General features: G+C 69.4%; 21 protein-coding genes. 17 read left to right on the top strand and 4 right to left on the bottom strand.

All coding sequences use genetic code 11. The annotated features are described in order from the left end of the window. Position 1: 1 nt before the first annotated feature. Together IF12_RS0106050 and hpf are read left to right on the top strand one after the other, a co-directional pair. Complete coding sequence (locus IF12_RS0106050) at positions 2–649, top strand: ComF family protein (RefSeq protein ID WP_030155737.1); 648 nt, start codon at positions 2–4, stop codon at positions 647–649. A 467-nt stretch (positions 650–1,116) separates the two neighbouring features. Beyond that, entirely contained in the window at positions 1,117–1,788 is a 672-nt protein-coding gene (gene hpf, locus IF12_RS0106045) for a ribosome hibernation-promoting factor, HPF/YfiA family (RefSeq protein ID WP_030155735.1), read from the top strand. A gap of 180 nt (positions 1,789–1,968) precedes the next feature. On the opposite strand, the gene IF12_RS0106040 is transcribed toward hpf, so the two are convergent. The 3 genes from IF12_RS0106040 to IF12_RS22735 all read right to left on the bottom strand — a co-directional run bounded on the left by IF12_RS0106040 (position 1,969) and on the right by IF12_RS22735 (position 5,391). Continuing rightward, the gene (locus tag IF12_RS0106040; RefSeq protein WP_231492392.1) at positions 1,969–3,111 is read right to left on the bottom strand and encodes an Ig-like domain-containing protein; all 1,143 of its coding nucleotides are present in this window, start codon (positions 3,109–3,111) and stop codon (positions 1,969–1,971) included. Positions 3,112–3,195: 84 nt separating this feature from the next. Next, positions 3,196–4,182, bottom strand: a complete 987-nt coding sequence (locus IF12_RS0106035; protein ID WP_051704022.1) for a GNAT family N-acetyltransferase — start codon at positions 4,180–4,182, stop codon at positions 3,196–3,198. Positions 4,183–4,272: 90 nt separating this feature from the next. Further along, a complete protein-coding gene (locus tag IF12_RS22735) occupies positions 4,273–5,391 on the bottom strand; it encodes a GNAT family N-acetyltransferase (protein ID WP_051704021.1) in 1,119 nt (372 codons plus the stop codon). Positions 5,392–5,504: 113 nt separating this feature from the next. Between IF12_RS22735 and secA the strand changes: the two genes are divergently transcribed. After that, positions 5,505–8,408 carry a preprotein translocase subunit SecA gene (gene secA, locus IF12_RS0106025; protein WP_030155727.1) on the top strand — a complete coding sequence of 968 codons (2,904 nt, stop codon included), beginning with the start codon at positions 5,505–5,507 and terminating at the stop codon, positions 8,406–8,408. A gap of 4 nt (positions 8,409–8,412) precedes the next feature. Then, entirely contained in the window at positions 8,413–8,880 is a 468-nt protein-coding gene (locus IF12_RS0106020; protein WP_030155724.1) for a hypothetical protein, read from the top strand. On the opposite strand, the gene IF12_RS0106015 is transcribed toward IF12_RS0106020, so the two are convergent. Then, positions 8,841–9,728 carry a hypothetical protein gene (locus tag IF12_RS0106015; RefSeq protein WP_133884421.1) on the bottom strand — a complete coding sequence of 296 codons (888 nt, stop codon included), beginning with the start codon at positions 9,726–9,728 and terminating at the stop codon, positions 8,841–8,843. The two genes, IF12_RS0106020 and IF12_RS0106015, sit on opposite strands and share 40 nt — an antisense overlap. A 192-nt stretch (positions 9,729–9,920) precedes the next feature. Between IF12_RS0106015 and pruA the strand changes: the two genes are divergently transcribed. From pruA to IF12_RS0105955, 13 genes are all read left to right on the top strand, one after another. Then, a complete protein-coding gene (pruA, locus tag IF12_RS0106010; RefSeq protein ID WP_030155721.1) occupies positions 9,921–11,546 on the top strand; it encodes an L-glutamate gamma-semialdehyde dehydrogenase in 1,626 nt (541 codons plus the stop codon). 83 nt (positions 11,547–11,629) lie between these two features. Continuing rightward, complete coding sequence (locus IF12_RS0106005) at positions 11,630–11,968, top strand: DUF397 domain-containing protein (protein ID WP_081913255.1); 339 nt, start codon at positions 11,630–11,632, stop codon at positions 11,966–11,968. 323 nt (positions 11,969–12,291) lie between these two features. Continuing rightward, on the top strand, positions 12,292–13,833 hold the full coding sequence (locus tag IF12_RS22730; protein WP_133884420.1) for a S8/S53 family peptidase: 1,542 nt from the start codon (positions 12,292–12,294) through the stop codon (positions 13,831–13,833). Between the two features lie 9 nt (positions 13,834–13,842). Beyond that, on the top strand, positions 13,843–14,457 hold the full coding sequence (locus tag IF12_RS0105995; RefSeq protein ID WP_081913253.1) for an RNA polymerase sigma factor: 615 nt from the start codon (positions 13,843–13,845) through the stop codon (positions 14,455–14,457). Then, positions 14,441–14,977 (top strand): carboxypeptidase regulatory-like domain-containing protein, encoded by a 537-nt coding sequence (locus IF12_RS25505; protein ID WP_133884419.1) that lies wholly within the window; start codon positions 14,441–14,443, stop codon positions 14,975–14,977. The genes IF12_RS0105995 and IF12_RS25505 overlap by 17 nt, the downstream gene beginning before the upstream one ends. A 208-nt stretch (positions 14,978–15,185) precedes the next feature. Then, a complete protein-coding gene (locus tag IF12_RS0105990; protein ID WP_030155713.1) occupies positions 15,186–17,501 on the top strand; it encodes a CHAT domain-containing protein in 2,316 nt (771 codons plus the stop codon). A 116-nt stretch (positions 17,502–17,617) separates the two neighbouring features. Continuing rightward, positions 17,618–18,856 (top strand): MFS transporter, encoded by a 1,239-nt coding sequence (locus tag IF12_RS0105985; protein ID WP_030155712.1) that lies wholly within the window; start codon positions 17,618–17,620, stop codon positions 18,854–18,856. Positions 18,857–19,024: 168 nt separating this feature from the next. Beyond that, on the top strand, positions 19,025–19,447 hold the full coding sequence (locus IF12_RS0105980) for a protein-tyrosine phosphatase family protein (protein ID WP_030155709.1): 423 nt from the start codon (positions 19,025–19,027) through the stop codon (positions 19,445–19,447). A 235-nt stretch (positions 19,448–19,682) separates the two neighbouring features. Further along, positions 19,683–20,396 carry a DUF4129 domain-containing protein gene (locus IF12_RS23825; protein WP_051704018.1) on the top strand — a complete coding sequence of 238 codons (714 nt, stop codon included), beginning with the start codon at positions 19,683–19,685 and terminating at the stop codon, positions 20,394–20,396. Then, positions 20,393–20,902, top strand: coding sequence for a hypothetical protein (locus tag IF12_RS23820; protein ID WP_051704017.1), 510 nt, complete (start codon positions 20,393–20,395; stop codon positions 20,900–20,902). Before IF12_RS23825 ends, IF12_RS23820 begins: the two co-directional genes overlap by 4 nt. Then, positions 20,902–21,900 carry a MoxR family ATPase gene (locus IF12_RS0105965; protein ID WP_030155703.1) on the top strand — a complete coding sequence of 333 codons (999 nt, stop codon included), beginning with the start codon at positions 20,902–20,904 and terminating at the stop codon, positions 21,898–21,900. Before IF12_RS23820 ends, IF12_RS0105965 begins: the two co-directional genes overlap by 1 nt. After that, positions 21,897–23,252, top strand: a complete 1,356-nt coding sequence (locus IF12_RS0105960; protein WP_051704016.1) for a DUF58 domain-containing protein — start codon at positions 21,897–21,899, stop codon at positions 23,250–23,252. Before IF12_RS0105965 ends, IF12_RS0105960 begins: the two co-directional genes overlap by 4 nt. Before the next feature lie 28 nt (positions 23,253–23,280). Next, the gene (locus IF12_RS0105955) at positions 23,281–23,904 is read left to right on the top strand and encodes a hypothetical protein (RefSeq protein ID WP_030155698.1); all 624 of its coding nucleotides are present in this window, start codon (positions 23,281–23,283) and stop codon (positions 23,902–23,904) included. The last annotated feature ends 3 nt before the right edge of the window (positions 23,905–23,907 follow it).

Below are 23,907 nucleotides of genomic sequence, written 5' to 3'. Positions count from 1 at the left end.
TGTGCCGCTCGCCGAGAACGCCCGGGAACTGTTCCTGCCCGCCGCCTGCGCCTCCTGCCGGAGCGCGCCGGCGGCGGGCGGCGGTCTGTGCCCCGACTGCGCCGCCGACCTCGCCTCCCTGCGCCCGGTCCTGGCGACCCCCGCGGTGCGCGGTGCCCCGCCGGCGGTCGCGGCCGGGCCCTACGCCGGGACGCTCGCCGAGGCCTTGAACGAGTACAAGGAGCGGGCCCGGCGCGAGCTCGCGCCGGTCCTCGGCGGCCTCCTCGGCCGCGCCCTGGCCGTCGTCGCGGCCGAAGTCCCCGGGGCCGTGCTCGTCCCGGTCCCGGCCACCCGCGCCGCCCGCCGCGCCCGCGGCTTCGACCACGTCGCCGCCGCCTGCGCCCGCATCCCAGGCCCCGTGCCGGTGCACCCGTGCCTGCGGGCCCTGCCGCGGCCCGACTCGGTCGGCCTGAGCCCGCGCCAGCGCTCGCTCGCGGCCCGGCGGAGCCTGCGGACCACCGGCCGCGCCGCCGCCCTCGCGGCCACCGGGCGGCCCGCGATCCTCGTCGACGACATCGTCACCACCGGGGCGACCCTGCACGCCGCCGCCGAGGCGCTCCGGGCCGCGGGCGTGGTCGCGGCGGCGGCGATAACGGTCGCCGCGGCCTGACCGGGAACGACGCGATCGAGTGACCCCTGATGCGTACGGGACGGCCTGACGGGGTACTCCCACGGACATCGGCGCCCCGACCTGCCGATGTCCGACGGTTCGCCCGAGAATGCGAGGAGTTGTCTCAAGTACGTCGAAACCCGCGCGAGCGGGCCGCGGCCCGTTGGAGAATTCGTGTAGCCGAAGGGTCGACTTTCGGTGATCGAGGGGATAGTCTCAAAATCTCAGATCGGTAACGAGACGGCTGAGGTCAGGTGGACTATCACTGGACCGGAAGTGAACTCTCCCATGGAGTTCGAGCGGGACTCGCAAGAGTCCCGGCCGCCATGGGGAAGCTCCCGCCGCACGCCGTCCCATCCGTGAGAGGAGGTCGAACCTTCCGCCGTACCGGAACACCGGCTCCGGACCCAGCACGCACAACTTCGTCAGCATCCGCGAAGAGCGGGATGCACCTGGGAGGTTCAGAGGTGGACATCGTCGTCAAGGGCCGCAATGTGGAAGTACCCGACCACTACCGCGAGCTCGTCGAGGAGAAGATCGAATCCAAGATCGCCAAGTACCTCGCCCGGTACGACGGGGAGGCGATCCAAGTCGACGTCGAGCTCTATCACGAGCCCAACCCCCGCCAGGCCGACCACGCCCAGCGCGTCGAGATCACCTGCCGCCCCAAGGGGACGGTCATCCGCGCCGAGGCGTGCGCCGGTGACTTCAGGTCCGCGTTCGAACTGGCCGTGACCAAGCTCGGGCACCAGCTCCGCAAGACCTCCGACCGCAAGCGGATCCACCGCGGCGGCACCAAGGCGCCGATCTCGGTCGCCGAGGCGACCTCGAACGGCAACGGCTCCGTGTCGGCCTCGACGCTGCTCGCCGAACCCGATACGAAGGCCGCGCTCGCCGAGGCCCGCTTCATCTCCGAGGACGTCGACCACTTCGAGGGCCTGGTCGAGGACCAGGTGCCCGGCCGCATCGTCCGCGAGAAGATCCACCCGGGCGAGCCGATGAGCGTCGACGACGCCCTCGAGAACATGGAGCTGGTCGGCCACGACTTCTACCTGTTCCACGACAAGGAGAGCGGACGCCCGTCCGTGGTGTACCGCCGCCGGGCCTTCGACTACGGCCTGCTGCGACTCGACCTCTGACCGAGAGGCGCCGGCGGCGCGGCCGAGGTTCCCTCGCGGGACTCGGCCGCGCCGCCGGCGCCGACGCACGGCCCGGATGCACGGCGCGCGAGCGCCGGGGGTGGCATCCGGACCGACCGAGGCCCCGGGCGAAAGCCCGGGGCCTCGATCTGCGTCGATATGCGGTTTTCGGTATGCGGTTTAGAGCGCCGAGCCTTCGCGCCACTCGTCCCAGGACATGATCCAGTAGCCCCAGCCGTTGTTCCACGGCATCTCGCGCGGGGAGCCGACCACGTCGACCGGGTCGCCGCGCTGGGCGAGGTGGTAGAACCACTCCGCGTCCGAGTCGCTGGCGTTGACGCAGCCGTGCGAGAGGTTCGCCGATCCCAGGCTGTAGTTCCACGGCGCGCCGTGCACGAACTCGCCCGAGGAGTTGATGCGGGTGGCCCACTTGACGGGGGTCGAGTAGTAGCCCTCGTCGCCTTCTTCCCGGCCGGGGGAGACCATCGTCTTGTTCGCGAACTTCTCCATCACCAGGTGCACGCCGGTGGCCGTGTAGTACTCCCACTCGGCGCCCGAGCCGCCGCTGATCGGGATCGTGCGGACGACCTCGCCGTCGACCTCGACGGTCATGGTGTGCGCGTCCAGGTCCACCAGGGAGATCTGCGCCTCGCCGATCACCAGCTGCGCGGTGTAGTCCTCGCCGCCCCAGGTGTCGTTGCCGAGGTACTCGCCCTCGAAGTCGGCGGTGAAGGTCACCGTCTGGTGCGCCTCCCAGTACTCCTTGGTGCGGTAGATGACCTGGTTGTCGCTGATCCAGCGCCACGCGCCCTCGTGGCCCTTCTCGGACTCGACGATCAGGTGGCGCTCGACCTCGGCCCGGTCGGGCGCGTTCTCGGTGAAGGTCACGATGATCGGCGCGCCCACGCCGACCTCCTCGCCGTCGAGGACGGGCGTGACGTCGAGGACCGCGAAGCCCGAGCTCTCACGCGCCTCGGTCGTGAACTGGTGCTCGAACTCGGTCACCGTGCCGTCGGAGCTGACGGCCTTCGCCACGACCGTGTGCGTGGAGCCCGCGTTCATGATGCCGTCGGAGGTCCAGGAGGTGAGGTCCTCGGAGAACTCGCCGTCGACGGTCTCGGAGCGGTCGGAGGTGACGTTGACCTCCTCGAGGATGCCGTCGACCACCGTCAGGGTGAACGGAGTGAGCGGGTCCTGCTCCTCGACGACGTCGACGGAGACGACGGGGACGATCGGAGCGGGTATGAACGTCCCGGTCTGGGGCGCGGCGCAGGCCCCCGCCAGAAGCAGCAGGGACAGCACCGCTGAGGCGCGCACGGGCATGAGCTTCAAAGGGGGTTCCTCCACAAAGCGAAGTGACGACATCACTATATCTTCGACGCGCGGCAGGGCCCCTCCGGTTGCACGTCAATCGCTGCTGAGCAACGCCCACAGCAGCGTGTCGCGGCGCGGCCCGCTGATCGTGGGCAATCCGCCCCTTTCGACCCCTTCGAGCCGGAAGCCCGCGCGCCGCAGGACCGCCTGCGAGGCCGCGTTGTGGACGTCGGTCCCGGCCCAGAGCCGGTCGAGCCCGACCTCCCGGAAGGCCCAGCTCCGCACCAGGCGCACCGCCCGCGTCGCGTACCCGCGGCCGCGCACCGCCGCACTCAAGTCATAGCCGATCATCCCCGTGCCGACCACCCGCGCCACGTCGTAGAGCCCGATCGTTCCCTGGTATCCGGTGCCGTCGTCGATGACCATGAGGGCGCTGCGCCCCCGCAGCCAGTCGACCGCCGCCCGCCACTCGCAGATCTCCCGGGCCTCCTGGGCGCTCGGCGGCAGCGGCAGCGCCGCCCCCGCGTACACGTCCGGACTCGACCGGTGGCGCAGATGCGCCTCGAAGTCGCCCGGGACGAGCGGGCGCAGCGAGACGGTGTCGTCGCTGAGCATCCCGCCGGGTAGATCAGGCAGGACCCGCGGCGTCGGCCCTGGGCCGTCGTTCGGCAGCAGGCCCAGCACCATCGCCTCGGTGCCGTCCCAGGCCGCCCCGCGCGAGACCCCGCCGTCCGGCCGGAACCCGGCCCGCAGCGCCGCGCGGATCGCCGCCTGGTCGCGCACCGGCGGGCGCACCTCGAACCGCTTCGCGCCCGCGGCGAACAGGCCCGGCGCGGCCGCCTTGAGCATCCGCGCCGCCAACCGCGCGCCGCGCCGCTCGGGGGCGACCCAGTAGCGGGCGGTCGCGATGCCCTCGTCGCCGCCGAAGGCCAGCGCGCCCCAGACCGCCTCGCCGGCGGGGTCCACCGCGACCGCGTCGGGCCGGAACGGGGCGCCGTCGGGGCCGCAGTCGACCTTGAAGTCCTCGGGAGCCGGACGCAGCGTGAACGCCGTCGTCGCGACGGGTTCGAAGAAATGCACGCACCCAGACAAGCAGTCCCGGGAAGGCGCGTCAACCGTTTGCGCGGTTCGAATCGCCTCGGCGCCACCGCGGCGCGGCCCGCGATCCGGTCAGGCCAGGTCCTCCGGGAACAGGCTGCCGACCCACGAGTCGACCCGGCCGTCCGCGCCGTGGCGCATCCGCCGGCGCACCCCTTCGACGGTGAACCCGGTCTTCTCGGCCACGCGCCGCGAGGCCTCGTTGCCGACCACGGCCCGCCACACGATCCGCTCCAGACCCAGCTCGTCGAAGCCCAAGCGGCACAGGCGCCTGGCGGCGGCGGTCGTCCAGCCCCGCCCGCGCGCCCACGGCGACGCGAAGTAGCCGAGCTCGGCCTCGCCGGTCTCGTCGAGGGTCAGCTCGATCGAGCCGCAGTACCGGTCGGCGTCGTCGGCGAGGACGTAGAGGACGCTGCGCCCGCGTTCCCAGCGCGAGCGGCACACGGCGAACCAGTCGTCGGCGTCGGCCCTCGTGTACGGGCGCGGGAGCGGGACCCACCGCTGCGTCTGCGGATCGGCGCAGCTCGCCGCCAGATCGTCGAGGTCGCCCTCGCGCAGGCCCCGCAGCCGCAGGCCGGCCGCGCCGGTGTCGAGCTCAGGTCTGTCGCCCATGAAGAAGGCGGCCTGGCGCTTCAGAGCCGCGTAGTGCTCGGGCGGGTCGCCCGGCCCGCGCAGCTCGCCGGGGAGGATGCCGCCGACCCAGCAGTCGCGCGAGGTTCCGCGCTGGCTGACGCCGCTGCGGGCGACGCCTTCGACGGTGAAGCCGGTGCGCAGGGCCGCGAGGCGCGAGGCGTGGTTGCCGACGATGGCGTCCCAGGCGATGCGCTTGGCGCCCAGGCGTTCGAAGCCGAAGGCGACGGCGGCGCGGATCGCGCGCTGGGCGACGCCGCGCCCGCGCGCCCACGGCGCGGTCACGTAGGTGATCGTCAGTTCCGACGGGAAGGACTTGGTGAGCGCCATCGAGCCGACGAGGACGCCCTCCTCCTCGACGGCCCACCGCGGATTGCCGCCCTGCCAGTGCCGCACCTGGAGCGAGACGAACCGGTCGCGGGCGGGCCCGCCCCACGGCAGGGGCATGACCAGGTACCGCTCGATGAGCGGGTCGGCGTAGATCCGGGCCAGGTCGGCCAGGTGCCGCTGCTCCCAGGCGACGAGCCGCAGGCCGTCGGCGTCGAGGGTGACGGGTTCCATAGGCACCGATTGTGCCGCACCGGCGGCCATCGGGGCCAGCCGCTTCCTACGCGTAGTATTGACCGGGAAATCCACCCGATCCGGTCAAGTCGTTTGCTGGGAGCTGATCCTCCGTGTCGTTGTTCGAGAAGGTATTGCGGGCCGGCGAGGGCCGCGCGCTCAAGCGGCTCAAGGCGATCGCCGACGCGGTCGACTCCATCGAAGACGAGTACGAGTCGTTGACCGACGCGGAGCTGCGCGCGCTCACCGACGAGTACAAGGAGCGCCTCAAAGACGGCGAGACCACCGACGACCTGATGCCCGAGGCCTTCGCCACGGTCCGCGAGGCGGCCAAGCGCGTGCGCGGGATGCGCCACTACCACGTGCAGATCATGGGCGGCGCGGCATTGCACCAGGGCAACATCGCCGAGATGAAGACCGGTGAGGGCAAGACGCTCGTCTCCACGCTCCCGGTCTACCTGAACGCGCTGACCGGCAACGGCGTCCACCAGGTCACCGTCAACGACTACCTGGTGCGACGCGACGCGGAGTGGATGGGCGAGATCCACCGCTTCCTGGGACTGAGCGTCGGCGTCGTGCTCCCCGGCGAGGGCTCGGAGAAGCACCGCGAGGCCTACGCCGCCGACATCACCTACTCCACGAACAACGAGCTCGCGTTCGACTACCTGCGCGACAACATGACCAGTTCGGCCGCGAACCTGGTCCAGCGCGGCCACAACTTCGCGCTCGTCGACGAGGTGGACTCGATCCTCATCGACGAGGCGCGCACCCCGATCATCATCTCGGGCCCCGCCGAGCACTCCAAGCGCTGGTACACCGAGTTCGCGAAGATCGTCGGCTCGATGAAGCGCGACGAGCACTACGAGGTCGACGAGGGCAAGCGCACCATCGCGATCACCGAGTCGGGCGTGGCCCGCGTCGAGGACCGCCTGGGCATCGAGAACCTCTACGACTCGGTGAACACGCCGCTGGTCGGCTACCTCAACAACGCCATCAAGGCCGAGGAGCTGTTCGAGCGCAACCGCGAGTACATCGTCTCGGAGTCCGACGAGGTCCTCATCGTCGACGAGTTCACCGGCCGCGTCCTGCCGGGCCGGCGCTTCAACGAGGGCATCCACCAGGCCATCGAGGCCAAGGAGAAGGTGGAGATCAAGCAGGAGAACCAGACCTTCGCGACCACCACCCTCCAGAACTACTTCCGCATGTACGACAAGATCGCGGGGATCACCGGCACGGCCCAGACCGAGGCCTCGGAGTTCCACCGCGTCTACGGCATGGGCGTCATCCCGATCCCCACGAACAAGCCGATGATCCGCGCCGACCAGTCGGACGTGATCTACAAGACCGAAGAGGCGAAGTTCCAGGCGGTCGTGGACGACATCGCCGAGCGCCACGAGACCGGCCAGCCGGTCCTGGTCGGCACCGTCTCGGTCGAGAACTCCGAGATGCTCGCGCGCTTCCTGAAGAAGCGCGGCATCCCGCACAACGTGCTCAACGCGAAGAACCACGCGCGCGAGGCCGACATCATCGCCCAGGCCGGCCAGAAGGGCGCGGTCACCGTCGCCACGAACATGGCCGGTCGCGGCACCGACATCATGCTCGGCGGCAACCCCGAGTACCTCGCCGCCGCCGACCTGCGCGCCCGCGGCGTGGACGAGGCCGACGAGGAGACCTACTCGGCGGCCTGGCAGGAGGCGCTGGAGAAGTTCGAGGAGACCACCAAGGCCGAGGCCGAGGAGGTCAAGGACGCGGGCGGGCTCTACGTGCTCGGCACCGAGCGGCACGAGTCGCGGCGCATCGACAACCAGCTGCGCGGTCGCGCCGGGCGCCAGGGCGACCCGGGCGAGTCGCGGTTCTACCTGTCGCTGTCGGACGACCTGATGAAGCGGTTCAACGCCGAGGCGGTGCGCGCCATGATGAACCGGCTGCGCGTGCCCGACGACGTCCCGATCGTCTCCAAGCTCGTGTCCCGCCAGATCGAGTCGGCGCAGTCGCAGATCGAGGGCCACAACGGCGAGATCCGCAAGAACGTCCTCAAATACGACGAGGTCATGAACCGCCAGCGCACCGTCATCTACGACGAGCGGCTCAAGGTGCTCAACGGCGAGGACGTGTCCGAGCAGATCGGGCACTTCATCGACGACGTCCTGGAGGCCTACGTCGCCGGGGCGACCTCGGACGGCTACGCCGAGGACTGGGACCTCGACGAGCTGTGGCGGGCCTTCAAGCAGCTCTACCCGATCCAGCTGACCAGCAAGGAACTGCTCAAGAGCGTCGACGGGATCGACAACCTCGACCCCGAGAAGCTCCTCGAAGCGGTGCGCAAGGACGCCCACGCGTACTACGCCTCGCGCGAGGAGGCCTTCGGCGAGGAGATCCTGCGCAAGCTCGAACGCCAGGTGCTGCTCCAGACGATCGACCGCAAATGGCGCGAGCACCTCTACGAGGTCGACTACCTCAAGCAGGGCATCAGCCTGCGGGCCTACGCCCAGCGCGACCCGGTGATCGAGTACCAGCGCGAGGCGTTCGACATGTTCCAGACGATGCTCGACGGCATCAAGGAGGACTGCGTCCGCTTCCTGCTCAACGCCGAGCTCAAGTCCAAGACCAACGAGGAGGGCGCCGCCGAGCCGGTGGCCGAGATCCGCGGTCTGGAGCCGTTGCGCAAGCCCGAGCGGCTGCTCCAGTCGGCGCCGTCGATCGACGGCGAGGGCGGGGTCCAGCGGGAGACCACGACCGAGGACGGCACGGTGTTCAAGCGCCCGCCCAAGCCCGTCCCGGGCCAGAAGCGCGCGGTCAAGCGCACGCCGGGCGCCGGTTCGAAGGGCGCGGCGAAGGTCGCCCCGAAGTCGGCCCGCTCGGCCGGGCCGCGCAAGGCCTCGACCGCGCCGCCCTCGCAGCAGGCCAACCCCGGTCAGCGCCACTCCGAGAAGGTCGGCCCGAACGAGCAGTGCCCGTGCGGGTCGGGCAAGAAGTACAAGCGCTGCCACGGCGCCCCCGGCGGTGCCGCAAACTAAGGGCATGACGCGCGTATACGTTCCCGCCAACGCCGCGATGCTGGCGCGCCTCGCCGAGACCGGCGAGGTGCGCCCGGCCTCGCCGGTGCACACGGTCACCGCCTGGCTCGGCCGCGAGGCCCCCGGCGCCGACGTCGAGGACCTGGAGTACACGGCCTTCGACGACGCCGCGACGGCCTCGCTCGCGCTGCTGCCGGGAGAGGTCCCCAGGCGGGTGGTGATCTCGGCGGACGTGCCGGACGATCGGGTGCGCGAGCACGCCGAGGGGACCGGCGCGGACTTCGAGGGCAGCGTCAAGCTCAAGAAGGTGGCGGCCGTCCACGTGGACGACGCCGAGGCGGCCGCGGCGATCGCCGCGGCCTTCGCCGCAGGCGAGGTCGACCCGGAGGCGATCGGGGCGAACGTCCTCGACTGGTACGCCCCGACCGAGCTTCAGGACCTCTTGGCGGGCTTGGGGAGCAGCAGGCCGTAGGCGAGGACCGCGCAGAACGCCCCGGCGAACATCGCGGTCATCGAGCCGTTGTACTGCCATTGGAAGCTCAGTGCCAGGAACGCGGTGTCGAGCGGGGAGATCTCGTCGAGTCCGACCGCGAGCAGGACTTCCACGCCGATCTGGGTGATGACGGTGGACACGAGCCAGATCGCCCCGGGGATCGCCCCGGCGAGCAGGTGCCCGAGCAGTTTCACGCCGGCCTTCTTCTGGCGCAGGTACAGGAACGCGCACAGGCCGCAGGCGAGCCCGGCGAGGAACGGGAGGGTCCGGCCGAGGGCGCCGTACTGGTCGAGCGGGTCGGAGAACAGGCTCACCGAGGTGGCCGATTCGAACAGGCCGCGCGCGAACATGAGGACCAGGAGCAGCAGGGCGGCGCCGAGGCCGGCGACGACGGTGACGGCGCGTCCCGGCAGCGAGAACAGGCCGCCGAAGAGCGCTGAGCCGAACAGTACGAGCGCGAGCGTCAAGGCGATGGCGGGGTCGACGCTGAAGCTCGCGTAGCCGATGGCGCCGACGGCGAGTCCGACGACGGTGAACCCGAGCGCGCTGAGGACTTTCGCGGGGCCTTTGACCAGGCGCGGGGTGACGACGCCGGCGACGGTTCCGGCGAAGGCCGCGACGATGACGGGGCTGAACAGGCTGTGCGCCAGGAGCATGATGCCGGTGTCGTCGAGGCCGTCGGCCATGCCGGTGAGCGCGTAGAGGGAGTAGATGACGCCGCCGAGCGAGAGGACGGCGGCGGTCCCGAGCACCCAGAGTGCGACGCGGCCCGGTACTGGTGCGGGCGGCGCGGCGGTTTCGGCCTGCGTTTCCTGCGTCTTGGTCACCCGCCCAGGGTACGTACAGCCCCGCGGGTGCCCGCGTCACACCTGACCGCTGCGCGCGGTGCCGGATTTGTTCGCTTCGCGGCGGGTCGCAGGCGTGGAACTGTGCGAGGATGGCGTGGAGGAACACCGTCTTGTAGCCTGAGTATCAAAGATCTGAAATCACAGTGGCCATTGAATCAATGGGAGGGTCCGATGGAAGCCTTGTTTACGGTACCTAAGCCGGAGAACGAACCGATCAACTCGTACGCGCCGGGGACCCCGGAGCGCGAGAGCCTCCAGAAGAAGCTCACCGAGTTGGCCGGCACCCGGCTCGACCTGGACCTGAACATCTCCGGCGAGTGGCGCAGAGGCGCGGGCGAGGCGATCGAGGTCGTCCAGCCGCACAACCGCGCGCACGTCCTCGGCGTCACCCGCGAGGCCACCGAGGCCGAATGGGGCGAGGCGGTGGCCGCGGCCAAGGCCGCCCGGCACGACTGGATCCGCACCGACTTCGCCGACCGCGCCGCGATCTTCCTGCGCGCGGCCGAGCTCATCGCCGGGCCCTACCGCGACGTGCTCAACGGCGCGACGATGCTCGGCCAGTCCAAGACCGCGGCGCAGGCCGAGATCGACGCGGCGTGCGAGCTCATCGACTTCCTGCGCTTCAACGTCGGCTTCGCCGAGGGCCTGTACCGGCAGCAGCCGAACTCGTCCAAGGGCCTGTGGAACCGCACCGACCACCGGCCGCTCGACGGGTTCGTCCTGGCGATAACCCCGTTCAACTTCACCGCGATCGCCGGGAACCTTCCGACCGCCCCGGCGCTCATGGGCAACACGGTGGTGTGGAAGCCCTCGCCGACCCAGCAGTTCGCGGCGCACTTCGTCATGACGGTGCTGCTCGAGGCGGGGCTGCCGCCGGGCGTGATCAACATGGTCACCGGCGTGGGCCATGCCAGCGAGGTGGCCCTGCTCGACCCGGACCTGGGCGGCATCCACTTCACCGGTTCGACCAGGACGTTCCAGCACCTGTGGAAGACGGTGGGGCAGAACATCGCCGGGTACCGCAGCTACCCGCGCCTGGTGGGGGAGACCGGCGGCAAGGACTTCATCATCGCCCACCCGAGCGCGGACCTGGAGTCCCTCGCGGTGGCGATGGTGCGCGGCGCGTACGAGTACCAGGGCCAGAAGTGCTCGGCGCTCTCGCGGACCTATGTGCCCGCCTCGCTGTGGAAGCACGGCCTCAAGGACGCCGTGGTCGGGATGACCGAGGACATCACCTACGGGGACGTCACCGACTTCGCCAACTTCGGCGGCGCGGTGATCGACGAGCGGGCGTTCGCCAAGCACGTCGCGCTGTTCGACCGCCTCAAGGGGGACGCGAAGGCCACCGTGGTCACCGGCGGGACCGCCGACGACGCGGAGGGCTTCTTCGTGCAGCCCACCCTGATCGAGGCGACCGACCCGACGCACGAGCTGTTCTCCGAGGAGTACTTCGGGCCGATCAACGGCGTGTACGTCTACGAGGACGCCGAGTTCGACGCGGTGGTCCGCCAGGCGGCGGACATCGCCCCGTACGCGCTCACCGGGGCGGTCTTCGCGACCGACCGTGCCGCGATCGCCAGGGCCAGTGAGGAACTGCGCTTCGCGGCGGGGAACTACTACATCAACGACAAGCCCACGGGGGCCGTGGTCGGCCAGCAGCCGTTCGGCGGCTCGCGCGGCTCGGGCACGAACGACAAGGCCGGGTCGTGGCAGAACCTGGTCCGGTGGATCAGCCCGCGCTCGATCAAGGAGAACTTCGTCCCGCCGACGGACTACCGCTACCCGCACCAGGGCTGAGGCGAAGCGGCGCACCCCATCGGGTGATCCCGACAAGCGAGGGGGCCCGGACCGCGCGGTCCGGGCCCTTTTATGCTTGGGCGATGACGAAGCGTGAGCACCCGCTCAAAGGCGAGTTCGACACCGCCACGGCCCGTTGGGAACGCACGACGCACGAGGACGGCACGCCCGCCGCGCTCGAGATCGGTTACGCGGACAACGGCATGGTGGCACTGCGGATGGCCGAGGACCCCGAGGGCGACATCCTCATCTACACCCCGTCGGAGTGGGAGGCCTTCGTCGAAGGCGTCCGCGACGGCGAGTTCGACATCGAGACCTGGGACGACGAACCGATCGTCGAGGTCATCGAAGACGAGGACCCGGCCGAGGACGGCACTGCGAGCGCCGCTGAAGACGACACCACGGCGGACGCGAAGCAGTAGCCCACAACCGCATCCGAGACCGCGCGACCGCGCCGGCCCTAGGGCCGGCGCGGTCGTTCACGTCCGGAACCTCCCCAGGACGTGCCAACTTCAAAATCCCGCAAGAACCGTGTATCCCGCCGAAGGTAACGAACTCTTGCCTAATGAATGACGCGAAACCCGCCCAGTCAATGGTGTTCGCGGCATTCCGGGCTTGAGTGCCTTCCGACTATCGGTGTCGACGTGTACCCCACGATCGGCGGAGAATGAGGAGAATCGATTGAGAAGGATCCCCCTCCTCACCTGACAACCGCATAGACCCCTAGAGAAGCAGAGGAGCTCCCATGCGATTGGTGTTCGCGGACAACGAACCCCATTTGAAGCCCAATCCTCGCCGCGACCATATGAGCGGCGTGCCCGAACTGTCCTACTCGACGCTGGACCGCCACGGCGGCCGCGTCCTGGCCCCCGGCCAGGTCGTCCGCACCGCGGGCCGCTCGGCCCCGGTCGGCACCATCTACCGCTACGACCGCCTCCTGGTGGACGAGTCGGTCATCCAGAACAGCGAGACCCGCGAAAAGCTCGAAGGAGCGATCCGCCCGACGGGCATGTCCCTGGAGAGCCGGTCGGCGAGCTCGATCGTCCCGGGCCAGGGCTCGTACCGGGTCCCGGTGATCAGCGCCCACGGCGACCAAGCGGCGGTGGACGCCTGGTCCCTGCTCCAGCGCCTGCGCACCGACACCAGCGACGACGGCCTCCCGGGCGAACTCATCGACAAGGTGCGCCTGGAGCACCTGATGATCTGCTCGAAGAGCGGATCCGGCATCGGTGGTGGTGAACCGCCTGCCGGAGACTCGCGGGTGTTCACCCTCGGACGCATCCCCGTCGACATGGTGAACCCGATGCCCAGCCGCAAGAAGCTCGACCGGCGAATGCGTGTGGCCATCCTCGACACCGGCGTGCCGACGAAGCACCCGGCGTTCGACGTATCGGACCGATCCGAGAACGAGGACACGTTCGTCGTCGTCGACCACGCCTTCCAGGCGAAGATCGGCGAGCACTCCGATTCGCCTGCGATTCCGTTGGACGACCCCTGGGAGGGGCCGGTTCACGAGCCGACGCTCCTCGGTGAGGTCGCCAGCCACTTCGGCCACGGGACCTTCATGACCGGCCTGCTCCGTCAGATGTCGCCCGACGTACAGATCTACTCCCTTCGAGTGATCCACAACGACGGGCTTGCATACGAGCACGAGGTCATCGCCGCGCTCAACCATCTGGCCGACCAAGTGGAAGCGGCTCGAAGGGGGGACGCCGAGGCGTACAACGTCGATGTGGTCGTTCTTGCCATGGGCTATGTGGACGAGAACCCGAACGACGAGCCCGGCGGCTGGATCGGCAACGCGGTTCAGCGTCTGGCGCTGCTCGGCATTCCGGTGATCGCCGCCGCGGGCAATCAGTCCTCGGACCGGCCGTTCTACCCCGCGGCGTTCTCCGCGTACCCGCAGTCGGACAACGCGGCACCGATCCTGAGCGTCGGAGCGCTGAACCCCAACCGCCACGTCGCGATGTTCTCGAACGAGGGGCCGTGGGTTTCGTGCTACGCCACCGGGGCCGGGTTGGTCAGCACGTATCCCTGCGAGGCGAAGGGCTCGCGAATGCCCGATCGCCGAGCCAAGTCTTCGATCCTCGACCGTCACCGGGAGAGCCACGACCCCGACGACTTCTCGTCCGGCTTCGCGGTCTGGAGTGGAACTTCCTTCGCTGCGCCGATTGCGGCGGGATTCCTCGTGAACGCGATGGCCGAGGCCGGAGCGACCGAGGTAGACGACGCGATCCAAGCGTCGGCACGTGCGCACGAAGCGTTGAAGCGATTGAAAAGCCGCTAGCCTGAAGCAATGAACGCGACTTCAGCTCACTCGGTGGCTGCCGTGGACTACGACCGGCGCGCGCGGCTCTATCTTGCCGCGCGCGCCGGCGACGGCAATGCGCAGCAGGCCCTCGTCGAGGAGCTCAACGAGCTCCTCTGGCGTGCGGCTCGCCGCACCGGCCTTGACGCGGAGAGCGCCTTGGACGTCGTCCAGACGGCCTGGCTTCGCCTGTGGCACATCGACGGAGAGCTGGAACAGCCTCGCGCGTTGACAAAGTGGCTGCTCACCACGGTCAGCCGCGAGGCCTGGAAGCAGGTCAGCCATCTGCGACGAGAGATCGTCGCCGATCCGATCGACTTCAGGGAACCGGTCATGGACGGCATCGAGGACGGCCTCGTCCGCGACGCCGAGCATCAAGCGGTGCGTCGGGCCTTTCTCGCCCAGCCCGAAAGGTGCCGACGGCTGCTCGCCTTCGTGGCGACGGTCGCACGGCCCGACTACGACGTCATCGCCGAGGCACTGGGGATGAAAAGGGGGAGCATCGGACCCACTAGGGGCCGCTGCTTGGACAAACTGAGAAAGACGCTCCTGGACGATCCGTCTTGGGGCGGAGGTGAGGAGCGGGATGAAGATGCAACCTGAATTCGAGGGTCAGGGCGAACACGGGCCATTGGACTCCTGCGATGAGCGGATTCTCTCGGTGATCAACGAACTGCATCACCGATATGATCCGATGCCCGAGGACCTCAATGAGCGAGTCCAATTCGTGCTTGAACTTGAAGCAGAACTCGATGCCCGCGTGGCAAGCGTTTCGCGCTCCGGTGAACTCGTGCTGATGCGAGGTGACGCCGAACTAGCGGTGGGTCAAGGGGATCCGGCTTCGATCACTTTCGATTGCGAGGCGGTCACCGTCATGGTCACCCCTCGACCTTCTGCACTGCGGGAGCTGCGGCTCGACGGATGGATCGGGCCGGAGGGGACATACGAGGTCGAACTGAGAAGCCCGGAGGGAGCCAAGAGGGCGTCCACCGACGACACCGGTCGATTCGTACTCGAAGGTCTTCCCGGTGACCAGATGTTTCAGCTGGTGATCCGTCCGGATGAAGCGCTGCAACGGGAAGGGCTACCGGCAGTAGTCGTCACCCCTGCCGTGCGGTTGTAGCATGTGAAGAATGCTTCACCGCGCCTGGCGCTTGTTCAACCGAGGCCAGCGCCTGCACCGGCGCGGCCGAATCTTGGATGCCGAAGAGACGCTCGCAGGAGCGTTGTCGCATCTCGATTGGGATCCGGAACGCCCTCCAGAGGCGGGTACGTCGCGGGCCCGACTTACGGCACAAGTGCTCATGGTCCGGTCTACGAACCTTGCGCAAATGGGAGACGCCGCGACCGGGATGCGTCTGCTGGACAGCGCGGATGCATTCGTGTTCCCGCAGGATCGGGGCATGCTTCTGCATCAGCGCGCCTTCAACCTCTGGCAGAGCGGGCGACTCGCAGATGCGTTGCGGTGGTTTGAGACCGCCGAGCCGCACTTGGCTGCGAACGGACCCGACAATATCTACGCGGCGCTCTTCCACAACCGTGCGATGGTCTGGCGGGATCTCGGAGAGCTGCGAAAGGGCATGGAGAACATCCAGCGAGCGATCGAACTTTATGATCGCATCGACATTCCCGCCAACAGGGCAAAGGCCTTGCACCTGGAAGCGATGATCTGGCTCGATCTCGGTGAAGTGACCAAGGCGCTTTCGGCGTTCGACAGCGTTCGCGAGCAGTTTCGCAGATATGCGCCAGAACTCGAGTCGTTCATCGATGGTTCCTATGGGGATGCACTGCTGTATGTGGGCATGTACAGGCAGGCGATCGAACGTTGGACTGAGGCCATCGTGTCCCATCAGATGGCGGGCGAGCGTAGGAACGCCGCTATCTGCGAATTCTGGCGTGCGGTGACGGCGTTCGAAGACCGACAGTTCGAGCAGGCCGAAAAATGGGCCGAACAAGCCATGAAGTCATTGTACGAGCAGGGAAACGAGCCGATGGCCTTCTTGGCTCGTCTCCTGATTCTCCAGGGCCAGTTCGACTCTGGACGCCAAGGCCCGGATTTCGCTGACAAGGTCTCGCGACTGTGCGATGCGTTGGAGCAGCGCGGTTGGACGCTGCGGCTCGGCCAGGCCAAGATTCTGGCCGCTCGGGCCAAGATCAGCGTCAGGGAACTCGAAGGCGTCGAGGAGGATCTGCAAGTCGAGCATGGAGGTCCAGGCCATGACGCTCTGGCGGAGGACCTGGCTCGGTTCCTGGCGAAGGCGGAACTCGCGATCGTCCGCGGACAGGATCCGATCCCTGATCTGCAACTCGGCCTCGATCTGCTTGACAAGTACCGGATGACGTTCGGATCGGTCGAGTTCCAAGCCGGAGTTTCCGCGCTCGGCGTGGAGCTCACGCGCATAGGGTTGATTCACACCACCAACCACGGAGATGCCGCGGCGATGCTGTGGTGGGCCGAGCGCAGTCGCGCGCAGGCACTGCGGATCCCCCCGGTCAAGTCCTCGACTGATCCGGATGCCAGGGAAGCACTTGGGCGCCTTCGTCAGGCGCGTCGCCGCCTACGGGACCTTCAGCTCGAAGGCGAGGACGGCACCGCGGAGCTGGCGGGCATCCATATGCTCGAGGAGGAGATCCGCGCCTACGACCGCACCAAACCCGGTCCAGGACAGCAGGCGGACCGGATCGCTCCGGAGAAGATCCATGAGTACGCGGAGTCCCGGAAGACGGTACTGGTCAATCTGTACCAAGTCGGGGGCGATGTACGTGCGGTACTCGCGGGTGGTGACGGGCTGAGACATGTTCGGCTGATGCCCCTTGAGAAAGCGGCCGAACTCGAGCACCGTCTGGGGGCCGACCTCGACGCGCTCGGCAAACCGTTTCGACTTCCTCCACGGCTCCAGACGAGTGTCGAGGGTTCGTTGCGTCGGAGCGCCGCCGCGCTGGCTGAGGGCATCTGGGAACCGATCGCCGATTATGTGGGTGAGCGACAAGTAGTCATCGTGCCCCACCGCCAGCTCGCCTGGGTACCGTGGCCGTTGCTGCCGCCGTTGCGAGGTCGACCGGTCACGGTTTCTCCCTCGGCCGAAGCCTGGTGGCGTGCCGCGCACCGCCCCGCTGCGAACGGTCCCGCCCTGGTGGCCGCGGGTCCTGCGCTCTCGAAGGCCAGCAACGAGATCGTCACCATCGCAGGCCTTTATCCGGGCGCGAATCTGATCGCCGCCGAGAAGTCCGACCCCGAGCAGATCCTGCGCTGCCTCGACGGTGCGTCGGTCGCCCATATTGCGGCCCATGGGCATCATGAGCCGGAGAACGTCCTCTTCTCTCGGCTCGATTTCGGCCTGGGCCCGCTCAACGCTTATGAGCTTCTCGGCCTCGACCAGCCTCCTGAACATGTGGTGTTGTCCTCGTGCGACCTCGGGCGATCGACCGTGGAGGTCGGCAACGAGACTCTGGGATTCACTGCGGCGCTCCTCCACGCCGGCGCCTCGACGGTCGTGTCGAGCCTTGCTCGCGTGCCCGATGACATGGCCGCCGAGATGATGATCGAGTATCACCAGCGCTGCGTCGCCGGTGCCAGCCCCGCCGAAGCGCTTGCGGCCGTGGGGGAGCACCGGCCGTGGCACCCATTTGTCGCGTTCGGCGCATAAGCTCGGACCCGTCCCTCTTTGCTCCGCACTGACCCGTGCCAGTTCCTCCGACCCCGACCCGTCTCCCGCCCCCGGCGAAAGGTCCGCCCCGATGAACGACTGCCCCGGCTGAGCCCATGTTCCGAAACGCCGATCACCGCTTCCTGTTCACCTCCGTCGCAACGAGCCAGGTCGGCCTTCAGGTCGCCTATTTCTCCATCTCGATCATCGCCGTCGTCGTCCTCGAGTTCAGCGAGGCGCAGATCGGGATCCTCAACGCCATGGACCAGATCGCGCTGGTCGTCTTCGGGCTGCTCATCGGAGCCTGGGTGGACCGGGTGCGGCGCAAGCCGGTCGTCGTCACCGCCGAGGTCGCCAGGGCGCTGATCATGGTGAGCGTCCCGGTCGCGTGGATGCTCGACGCGTTGACGCCGCTGCACCTGTTCGCGGCCATGTTCCTGCTCGGGCTCGCCTCGATGTTCTTCGACATCGCGCAGGTGAGCTTCGTGCCGATGATGATCGACAACGACCGCCTCGCCGGCGCCAACTCCCGCATCCAGGGGATCCGTTCCGCCTCCGACACGGGCGGGCCGCTCGTGGCCGGGCCGCTGGTCGCGGTGCTGACCGCGCCGGTGGCGTTGGTGGCTTCGGTGCTGTCGTTCGCGGTGTCGGCTTTCGCGTTCTCGCGCATCAGGTTCCAGGAGGCCGAACCCGCGAAGCACGAGAAACCGCATCTGCGGACCGAGATCGCGCAAGGCGTGAAGTTTCTGTTCCGGGACCCGATCATCCGGTCCGTGGCGCTCGCCAGCGCTTGGTGCAACCTCTCCGTCGGCGCGTTCCAGGCGATGCTCGTGGTGTTCCTGATTCGCGACGGCGAGCACTCCACGACCGTCGTGGGTCTGATCCTCGCGGGTTCGGGCGTGGGCGGCATCCTCGGGGCGATGCTCGTCGGGCGGATCTCGGCGAAGGCCGGGATGGGGCCGACCGCGCTGGTGGCGCTGGCGATGTCGGGTCCGGGCATGGCGGTGGTGGCTATGGCGGGCACTGGTTGGGGCGCGGTGGTGGCGTTCGCGGGGCAGCTCGTGTACGTGGGTTCCATCGTGGTGTTCAACGTGAACGTGGTGAGCTACCGGCAGGCGATCACCCCGGACCCGATCCAAGGCCGGGTGAACGCTTCGCAGCGGGTGATGACGTGGGGCTCATTGGCGGTCGGTTCGATCGTGGGCGGTTTCGCGGGCGAGGTGATCGGCGCCCGGTACGTGCTGTTCATCGCTGCGGGAATGCTGTTCGCGGGCTGTCTGGTCCTGCTGGCGACCCCGATCCGGACGCTGCGAGAGCTGCCCGAGGAAGGCACCGGCCTGCGCGAGGTCCGCTAACGCACCCCTGGTGCGGTTGCGTGACAGGCCCGCCCGAACTGCTGTGCCTAGAGCGGGGTTGCGTCACAAGGCACCCGAACTGCGACAGTGCCGCGCCATCCGTGGCAACGGCCCGTGGACGCCGTTCCAAGGACGGCTGCTTCCGTTGCGCCGCTGTAGAGTCGGCCCATGACTTGGGACCCTGACGCGGCCGGAGTGATGCGACTGCCTTCGGGGCTGCTCGTGCGCGGGCGGCCGCTCGCTCGTCCGCTGCCCGAAGGGCCGACGCCGCAGTTCGCGCTGTACCTCCTCGGCAAGGAGCCGCCGGCGGTCGAGTGGGAGTCCACGTGGGTGCGCTGGCCGGACTTCCGGTTGCCTTCGGACAAGGAGGCGTTCGCGGCGGTACTCCATGATGCCTGGGAGCGGGCGGCGACCGAACGCGTCGAGTTCGCCTGCCACGGAGGGAACGGCCGTACCGGGACCGCGCTGGCGTGCCTGGCGGTCCTCGACGGCGTGCCCGCGGACGAGGCGGTCGCCTATGTCCGGTCCCACTACGCCAAGTCGGCGGTGGAGACCCCAGGCCAACGCCGCTTCGTAAAGCGCTTCGCCTGACCTCATTCCCGCGAGTCCGTTCCGATGACGCGAACGTGCCGAGGCTTGAGAAGTTCGCGCACCTTGAAACTTGAGTTGTCATGTTCGCCGACATCTCAAGTTTCGCGGCTGAGAGTTGAGAAGATGGCGAACTCTGTGATCCGAGGAGACGCTGAGGGTGGTCGGCGGGGGTGGGGGGTCTGGCATAGGGTGGTGTCGCGAACCACGCGTACCATCGCTCCCTTTGAGGCCGCCCATGACGCACCCCGCACCGCACCCGCCTCGCCGCTGGCTGCCGGTCGTCATCGTCGCGGCCGCGCTCCTGGTGGTCGGGATCGCCGCCCAAGGCACCGGCGTCGGCTGGCAGGAGGCCAACCTCCCCGAGGTCCCGGTGGAGCAGGAACCGCCCCCGATGGAGTTCGAATCGGTCGAGGAGATGCCCAGCGTCGAGATCCGCGAACCGGTCGACGGCGGCTTCACGCTGCCGCCCTGGGTCAGCTGGGTCGTGCTCGGCCTCCTGGTCGGCGTCCCCGCGCTGCTCATCCTGACCTTCCTCGTCCGCCGCCTCATCGAATGGCTCGTCGACGCCCCCGGCTCCACCGGCGAGCCCGAACCCGAGACCGCCCACCTGCACCGCGACTTCGCCCTCGTCGAGGACGCCGTCGCCGCCGCGATCGCCGAGATGGACCTCGGCACCGACCCGCGCTCGGCCATCATCGCCTGCTGGGTGCACCTCGAACGCGCCTCCGAGACCGTCGGCATCGAACGCGACGCCTCCGACACCCCCACCGACCTGGTCCGCAAGCTCCTCGAACGCCACCGGCTCGACGGCGACCCGCTCCGGCGCCTCTGCGACGCCTACCTGCGGGCCCGCTACTCGCCCCACGATGTCGGCGACACCGACCGCGACCAGGCCCGCGACGCCCTCGTCGCGCTCCAGTCGCAACTGGGCCTGCGGGTCGGCCGATGAACGACTTCCTCGCCCCGTTCGGGCGCCTCACGCTCTGGCCCGCCGTCGGCGCCGTCGCCCTCGCCGTCGTCTTCTGGGCCATCGCCTTGGTCTCCGGCGTCGACTTCTCCCTGTGGCAGCTCATCCTCCTCGCCCTGGCCGCCCTACTGGTCAACTCGGTCGTCAACGGGATGCGCGCCGACACCGTCAAAGCCCCCGAACTGCGCGTGCGCACCGTCAACGAACCGAGCTGGCGCCCGTTCACCGACGTCAACCGCTGGGAGGACCGGCTCATCTTCGCCCAGGCCAAACCGGGCCGCTTCGAGACCTCCAACGCCAAGCGCCAACTGGTCGAGATCGCCTCCGAACGCCTGCGCCTGCGCCGCGGCCTCACCCTCGACGGCCAGCCCGACCAGTGCCGGGCGCTCCTCGGCGAGGGCACCTTCCTGTTCCTGACCCGCCCCGTCCACGACTGCCCCGCCCCGCGCGAACTCGACGTCCACCTGAAAGCCATCGAGGAGATCTAATGTCCGAGACCCCCCACCTCAGCCTCGACCAGGTCGCGCACCACGCGGGGGCGGTCCTGAAGTCCGTCCGCTCGGTCATCGTCGGCAAGGACGAGCCGCTGCGCCTGGTCCTCGCCGGCATCCTCGCCGGCGGACACATCCTCCTCGAAGACCTTCCGGGCCTTGGCAAGACGCTCACCGCCCGCTGCTTCGCGCAGAGCCTCGGCCTCGACTTCCGGCGCCTCCAGTTCACCCCCGACCTGCTGCCCGCCGACGTCACCGGCTCCTTCCTCTACAACCAGAAGACCGGCGAGTTCGTCTACCGCAAGGGCCCGGTCCACACCAACCTCCTGCTCGCCGACGAGATCAACCGGACCCCGCCCAAGACCCAGTCCGCCCTCCTCGAAGCGATGCAGGAGCGCCAGGTCTCCGTCGAAGGCGAGACCCACCTGCTGCCCGAGCCGTTCACCGTCCTCGCCACCTCCAACCCCGTCGAGTTCGAGGGCACCTACCAGCTCCCCGAAGCCCAGCTCGACCGCTTCCTGCTGCGCGTCTCCTTCGGCTACCCCACCCCCGACGAGGAGTGGGAGGTCCTCCAGCGGCGCATCGCCCGCCGCGTCGAGAACGTCGAGCTCGACCCGGTCATCGACGCCTCCACGCTCGTCGCCATGCAGCGGGCCCTGGAGACGGTCACCGTCGAGGACTCCGTGGGCCGCTACATGGTCGCCATCACCGCCGCCACCCGCGGCCACGCCCAGCTCCAGGTCGGCGCCTCCCCGCGCGGATCGCTCGCGCTGCTCCTGGCCTCGCGGGCCCTCGCCGTCCTCTCCGGACGCGACTTCGTGACCCCCGACGACGTCAAGGGCGTCGCCGCGGCCGCGCTGGCCCACCGCATCACCCTCAAGCCCGAGCTGTGGATGCGCCGCATCGACCCGGCCACGGTCGTCGCCGACATCTGCAACGGCGTCGAGGCGCCCCAGACCGCGCAGGCCCCGACCTACAGCATCCAGCCCCAATGACGCTCGGCGATCCCGCGCTGAGCCTGCGCACCGACAACGCCCGGCCCGTCCGGCGGGCCGAGACCGAACCGCCCGTCACCTGGCGGCGCACCATGGCCCTGACGCGGGCCGTCGGTCTCATCGCGGTGTGCCTGCTCGTCGCGGTCGCGTTCGGACGGGTCGACCTGGTCCTCATCGCCGCGCCCTTCGCGATCGGCACCGCGATGCTCCTCCAGCAGCGGCCCGTGCGGCCCCCCGAGGCCCGCATGACCGCCCTTGACGACGCCTCGTGCGCCGAGGGCGCGACTGCCGCCGCGAGCCTCGTCGTCGCCAACCCCGAGCCGGTCGCGGTCACCACGCTCGTCACCGCCGCCGCCGACCCCTGGATCGACCTGCACACCGGCAAGGGCGACTTCGCCGAGCGGATCGGCCCGGCCTCGGCGCGGGACATGCTCGTCGCCGGGCGCGCCCGCCGCTGGGGCGGCCACCACCTCGGTCCCGTCCACGTCCGCTCCATCGCCTGCGGCGGCCTGCTGGAGACCACGGTGCAGCGCCTCCCCGGCACGACCGTATGGGTCCTGCCGGTCCCCGACTGGTTCGAGTCGGCCGAGTCGCTGCCGTTCGCCGACGGCGTCACCGGCGTCCACCGCTCCAGGCGCGGCGGCGACTCCGGAGAGCTCGCCGAAGTGCGCCTCTACCAGCCAGGCGACCGGCTCCGCCGCATCGACTGGCGCACCTCCATGCGCACCCAGGACCTCTACGTCAACGCCACACTGTCCGAAAGGGACACCGATGTGACGCTGATCCTCGACCTCCAGGTCGAGGCCGGGGTCTCCGGCGGCGTCGACGGCGCCGCCTCGATCGCCGACCTCACCGTCCGCGCCGCCGGGGCCGTCGCCTCCCACTACGCCCTCCAAGGCGACCGCGTCGCCTGCATCGAGTTCGGCGCCCGCGGACGCCGGATGCGAGCCGGAGCCGGACGCCGCCACGCCGCCGCCACCCTCCGCTGGCTCGCCTCGGTCGAGATCCCGCCCGACCCGATCCCGCCCTCGCCCGAGATGGTCCGCCGCCAGATCGCCGGCCAGCGCAGCCTCAACGTCGTCTTCACCCCGCTGCTGACCGACCGCGCCCTGCAACTCATCGCGGCCCTGGCTCGCGCGGGCCGACCCGTGCTCTGCGTCGACACCCTCCCGCCGCACGTGTCCCCGCCGCAGCGCACGTTCTGGACCCCGCACGCCGAGCGGCTCTGGCGCCTCGACCGCGACAACACCGTCATGGAACTGCGCGACCTCGGCGTCGCCGTCGAACCCTGGCAGGGCTCGGCCTCCCTCGACAACGTCCTCGCCGAACTCAACCGGAGGCGCTACCGATGAGCCCCTTGATGAAGCCTGCGAGTCACAGATGAGCGATGTCCAGCGCGGTCTCGCCCGGTCCCTCACCGCCGGCGCCCGTGAACGCCTCAAAGCCGGCAGACGCCGCGGCCTCACCTGGCTCCGGCGCCTCGCCCCCGCCCCGGTCCTGCTGCGCCTGGCGGTCGCACTGCCCCTGTTCCTCGCCGCCGAACTCGCCGTCCCGCCCGAATGGGCCGCCGCCGGCGGCTACATCGGCGCCGCCGCGCTCCTCGCCCTCGCCGCGGGCCTGCTCCCCGGCGGGATCGCGCCGCTCCTGGCGATGCTGTTCGTCCTCGTCTCCTGGCTCGTCAGCGGCGCGCTCGACCGCAACGCCGGCGACGACCCCTCCCTGTGGACGACCGCCGCGATCGCCTGCCTGCTGTACACCGCCCACTCGGCCGCCGCCGTGACCCAGCGGTTCCGCACGACCACCGCAATGGACGGTGAGATCATCCTCACCTGGGGTCGCCATCTCGGCCTCGTCCTCGCGTCGACAGTGGTCACAGCGGGAATCCTGACCCTGTTCACCGCCTATTTCACCGGCCTGACCGCCGGTTTCGCCGTCACGGCGGGCATCGTGGCCGCGGTCACCGTGATCTACGTCCTCGCGCGTTCACTACACAAGCGCCCCTGAGCA

It is taken from the genome of Glycomyces sp. NRRL B-16210, assembly GCF_000719515.1.
Classification (GTDB): Bacteria; Actinomycetota; Actinomycetes; order Mycobacteriales; family Micromonosporaceae; genus Glycomyces.
This window is presented reverse-complemented; position numbering and strand designations above follow the sequence as displayed.

Coding starts and splice junctions, on each gene's coding strand:
- IF12_RS22735 (WP_051704021.1), bottom strand. CDS start 5,391: ATGGAACCCGTCACCCTCGACGCCGACGGCCTGCGGCTCGTCGCCTGG.
- IF12_RS0105955 (WP_030155698.1), top strand. CDS start 23,281: ATGAGCGATGTCCAGCGCGGTCTCGCCCGGTCCCTCACCGCCGGCGCC.
- IF12_RS0106020 (WP_030155724.1), top strand. CDS start 8,413: ATGACGCGCGTATACGTTCCCGCCAACGCCGCGATGCTGGCGCGCCTC.
- IF12_RS0105980 (WP_030155709.1), top strand. CDS start 19,025: ATGACTTGGGACCCTGACGCGGCCGGAGTGATGCGACTGCCTTCGGGG.
- IF12_RS0105985 (WP_030155712.1), top strand. CDS start 17,618: ATGTTCCGAAACGCCGATCACCGCTTCCTGTTCACCTCCGTCGCAACG.
- IF12_RS0105965 (WP_030155703.1), top strand. CDS start 20,902: ATGTCCGAGACCCCCCACCTCAGCCTCGACCAGGTCGCGCACCACGCG.
- IF12_RS0105960 (WP_051704016.1), top strand. CDS start 21,897: ATGACGCTCGGCGATCCCGCGCTGAGCCTGCGCACCGACAACGCCCGG.
- IF12_RS23825 (WP_051704018.1), top strand. CDS start 19,683: ATGACGCACCCCGCACCGCACCCGCCTCGCCGCTGGCTGCCGGTCGTC.
- IF12_RS0105990 (WP_030155713.1), top strand. CDS start 15,186: ATGGGAGACGCCGCGACCGGGATGCGTCTGCTGGACAGCGCGGATGCA.
- IF12_RS0106040 (WP_231492392.1), bottom strand. CDS start 3,111: ATGCCCGTGCGCGCCTCAGCGGTGCTGTCCCTGCTGCTTCTGGCGGGG.
- pruA (WP_030155721.1), top strand. CDS start 9,921: ATGGAAGCCTTGTTTACGGTACCTAAGCCGGAGAACGAACCGATCAAC.
- IF12_RS0106005 (WP_081913255.1), top strand. CDS start 11,630: ATGACGAAGCGTGAGCACCCGCTCAAAGGCGAGTTCGACACCGCCACG.
- IF12_RS22730 (WP_133884420.1), top strand. CDS start 12,292: ATGCGATTGGTGTTCGCGGACAACGAACCCCATTTGAAGCCCAATCCT.
- IF12_RS23820 (WP_051704017.1), top strand. CDS start 20,393: ATGAACGACTTCCTCGCCCCGTTCGGGCGCCTCACGCTCTGGCCCGCC.
- IF12_RS25505 (WP_133884419.1), top strand. CDS start 14,441: ATGAAGATGCAACCTGAATTCGAGGGTCAGGGCGAACACGGGCCATTG.
- IF12_RS0105995 (WP_081913253.1), top strand. CDS start 13,843: ATGAACGCGACTTCAGCTCACTCGGTGGCTGCCGTGGACTACGACCGG.